This is a genomic window from Shewanella sp. 11B5 (assembly GCF_002836795.1).
GTDB lineage: Bacteria > Pseudomonadota > Gammaproteobacteria > Enterobacterales > Shewanellaceae > Shewanella > Shewanella frigidimarina.
Window position 1 is genome coordinate 1 of sequence record NZ_PJAP01000641.1, and the last position, 3641, is coordinate 3641.

The window sequence follows — 3641 nt, forward strand, 5'->3', positions numbered from 1 at the left end:
CACTGCAATACACAAGGCCAGAAGGCAATTGCACCTGTCCGCATGCAGCCAGCATGATGCTGGAGAGACATAAAGACATCTGCTGATACCAGCGTTTTACTATAACAGGCATAGAGTGATCATTTTTTATCGACTTTGAGTGGGTATTTTAACAGTGTTCATTGCATTGGGGCAATGAGCATATCCTAGCTAGATTCAGCTCTTGTCGAGTAAGTTGTACTTTTTCAAAATACCTCGAAGCTGATGATAGCTTAAGCCTAACAAATCGGCTGTTTTTTTCTGATTATATTGGCCTTCAGCTAATGCTCGTTGCAATAATTCTATTTCACTGTTTTCGGTGTATTCTTTAAAATCAATCGGGAATTCGATGCTGTTAAGCACGACTGATGTTTCCGTTTTAACATTTAACTCAGTCGATTCAGTCACAGATGCTGGAGCGTGTTCAATTGGAGTTGATTGACGCTCACGGGTTTTGACACGATTTACAGGACGATAGGGCGATGCAAAAGGATCTAAAATAATATGATCAATTTCTTGGCCATCAGCCCCTTCACGGTAAACACTTCGCTCGACGACATTTTTTAATTCTCGGATATTTCCTGGCCAACTGTGCATCATTAATTGTTCTACTGCCAGCGGGCTAAAACCACTGAAATATTCCAGCGATAGTTGTCTTGCCATGCTAATCGCAAAATGTTCAGCTAGTGGCATAATGTCTTCGGTTCTATGTCTTAATGGTGGCAAGGTGATCACATCAAAGGCTAAACGATCGAGTAAATCAGCTCGAAATTCACCATTATCAGCCAAAGTAGGTAAATCTTCATTAGCAGCACAAATAAGTCGAACATCAGATTGAACCGTTTTACTGCCACCCACTCGCTCAAATTCACCATATTCGATAACACGTAATAGCTTTTCTTGGATCAACCCGGAAGTGTTGGCTAACTCATCTAAAAACAGTGTTCCACCATCGGCACGCTCAAAACGGCCTTCGTGTCGTCCTTTTGCACCCGTAAATGCACCTGACTCATGGCCAAAGAGTTCACTTTCGAGTAAGTTTTCACTTAATGAAGAACAATTGAGTTTAATAAAACTTTGATCCCAACGAGGGGATAAGTAATGAAGTCGTTCGGCAATTAATTCTTTACCCGTACCACGCTCACCAATAATGAGCACCGGCTTAGATAATGGCGCGACTTTAGACACATGTTCTAATACTTCAAGTAGTGCATTAGATTGGCCGATGAGATTGTCTTGCTGGAATTGTTTGCTCACAGTTAGCTTACTCGCAAAATTGTTAGTGAATTAGACTAATAATTGGTGAAAATAATAATAAATGGCTTGAGTGTTAAAAGAAAGCAAAAGTTAAATATTTGTTTAAGCCTATGATGTTGTTGCATTTGTAAATGTTGGCACGTAATGTGTAATACCAACTGCGACATCCACGTTAATTTTGAGGAACACATTATGGGAATTTTCTCTCGCTTCGCAGATATCGTTAATTCTAATATCAGCGCAATACTTGATAAAGCCGAAGATCCAGAAAAAATGGTCCGTCTTATCATTCAAGAAATGGAAGACACACTTGTTGAAGTACGTTCAACCTCCGCTAAAGTATTGGCAGAGAAAAAAGAATTACTTCGTCGGATTGCTCGTGTTCAAGAGCAAGTTCAAGATTGGCAGAATAAAGCTGAGTTAGCGTTATCCAAAGATCGTGAAGACTTAGCCAAAGCCGCGTTGAGTGAAAAGCAAAAAACAGTGGGTTTATTGCAAACACTTGAAATGGAACTGCAAGTTGTTGAAGAGCATGTCGCTCGTTTAAAAGATGAAATCGCTCAACTTCAAGAAAAATTGAATGATGCTCGTGCTCGTCAAAAAACCATCATAATGCGTAAGCAAACTGCCACTTCACGTTTAGAAGTCAAAAAGCAGCTTGATTCAAGCAAAATCGATGATGCAATGATGAAGTTTGAACAATACGAGCGCCGAGTTGAAGGACTTGAAGCACAAGTAGAATCATATGATTTAGGTAAAAAGAACGTTCTAGCTGACGAGTTTGCAGCATTAGAAGCAGAAGATTCTGTGAATGATGAATTAGCAGCATTAAAAGCAAAAATGAGTGCGAAAGCACAACCTAAATCTAAAGCGTAAATTTATTCAGAGGTGAGTTATGGATATGGATCTTCTTATTGCACCAATTATCATCTTTATGGTTGTTGTGGCACCTATCTGGTTGGTTCTTCATTATCGCAGTAAGCGACAAGTGAGCCAGGGGCTCACCGAGGAAGAATTTAACCAGCTTAATGGTCTCATTGCGAAAGCTGAAAAAATGAGCGGTCGCATTGAAACATTAGAAGCGATTCTAGATACCGAATCACCAGAATGGAGAGCGAAACATGGTCCCATCTAATGGTCGTACTCTATACCGCAACCCAAAAAGTGGTAAAGTGGCTGGGGTGTGTTCAGGTATAGCAGATTACTTTAACTTTGAAACATGGCTAGTGCGAGTCATTGCTGTGTCGATATTCTTACTCGGTGGAACAGGGATTGTGTTTGTTGTTTATATTGCCTTATGGATGATATTAGACATCAAACCACAAAACTTAGACAACAAAGAACATCACAAAGATATTGAAATTAAAAAGAAAATTTGGCAAGCAGGTGAACCTGCAAAGCAAGCGTTGTTTGATGTTAATCGTCAATTTAACGGATTAGAACTCCGTTTAAGACGACTCGAAGAACATGTCACCTCAGACAACTTTGATCTTAAACGCCAAATCAATAGTCTTTAATCCTTCTAATGGGCGGTTATCCGCCCGTGTTTTTTGGGGAGCCATCAGCCATCATGAGATTTTTAGATCGTTCCTTGTTTAAAGTCAGCCAAACGGCTCAGTCTATTGTTAATCGCAGTACCGATCGTCATGTTAGATTAGCCGTCACTGGGTTATCCGGTGCAGGTAAAACCGCTTTTATTAGTGGCTTAGTAAATCAGTTATTGCATGCCGGCAAAGGTGCCAAGCACAATCCTTTACCATTATGGCAAGTGGCTCGCGAAGGTCGACTAATTGCTGTCAACCGCGCCATGCAACCCGATTTAGACATTGCCAGTTTTGATTATCAAGGCGCAATGAATGCATTATGTTCGTCACCTCCGTATTGGCCTGCTTCAACCAAAAACATTACCGAATTACGTTTAGCCATTAAGTATCAGCCTCAACAAGGTTTGTTAGCAAAGCTAACTGATACCGCAACCTTGTACGTGGATATTGTTGATTATCCAGGTGAGTGGTTACTTGATTTACCTATGCTTAAACAAGATTTTACTCAATGGTGTTTATCACAACAGGTTAATGTGACATGTTTACGTCATTCCCCCTTATTTAGCGCATTTACCCAAGCGGTAGAGACGTTAGAGTTAAGCCAATTAGCTGATGAGCAGCAACTTAAGTACATTGCTGATTTGTACCAAACTTTATTGGTCGACTTGGTTAGGCAACAGGGATTTTATCACGCTCAACCAGGGCGTATGTTGTTACCGGGCGAATACGAAAATACCCCGTTATTGACATTTTTCCCATTGCTTACCTTAAGCCCAATTCAGCATTCAGAGTTATCAGCAAGTCCAAGCGATTCAAATTATC

At 40.4% G+C, this 3641-nt stretch carries 5 protein-coding genes; 4 read left to right on the forward strand and 1 reads right to left on the reverse strand.

The window, feature by feature from the left end; genetic code table 11:
* Positions 1-195: 195 nt before the first annotated feature.
* Positions 196-1275, reverse strand: a complete 1080-nt coding sequence (gene pspF / locus CXF78_RS14705; RefSeq protein ID WP_011638029.1) for a phage shock protein operon transcriptional activator — start codon at positions 1273-1275, stop codon at positions 196-198.
* Positions 1276-1467: 192 nt separating this feature from the next.
* Between pspF and pspA the strand changes: the two genes are divergently transcribed.
* From pspA to CXF78_RS14725, 4 genes are all read left to right on the forward strand, one after another.
* Entirely contained in the window at positions 1468-2151 is a 684-nt protein-coding gene (gene pspA, locus CXF78_RS14710; RefSeq protein ID WP_011638028.1) for a phage shock protein PspA, read from the forward strand.
* 19 nt (positions 2152-2170) lie between these two features.
* On the forward strand, positions 2171-2410 hold the full coding sequence (gene pspB / locus CXF78_RS14715; RefSeq protein ID WP_086019761.1) for an envelope stress response membrane protein PspB: 240 nt from the start codon (positions 2171-2173) through the stop codon (positions 2408-2410).
* Positions 2397-2792: an envelope stress response membrane protein PspC gene (pspC, locus tag CXF78_RS14720; protein WP_102037221.1), complete on the forward strand. Its 396-nt coding sequence runs from the start codon at positions 2397-2399 to the stop codon at positions 2790-2792. Before pspB ends, pspC begins: the two co-directional genes overlap by 14 nt.
* Before the next feature lie 53 nt (positions 2793-2845).
* A partial coding sequence (locus tag CXF78_RS14725) for a YcjX family protein (protein ID WP_145991467.1) occupies positions 2846-3641 on the forward strand: 796 nt, incomplete at its 3' end.

Coding starts and splice junctions, on each gene's coding strand:
- pspA (WP_011638028.1), top strand. CDS start 1,468: ATGGGAATTTTCTCTCGCTTCGCAGATATCGTTAATTCTAATATCAGC.
- pspB (WP_086019761.1), top strand. CDS start 2,171: ATGGATATGGATCTTCTTATTGCACCAATTATCATCTTTATGGTTGTT.
- pspC (WP_102037221.1), top strand. CDS start 2,397: ATGGTCCCATCTAATGGTCGTACTCTATACCGCAACCCAAAAAGTGGT.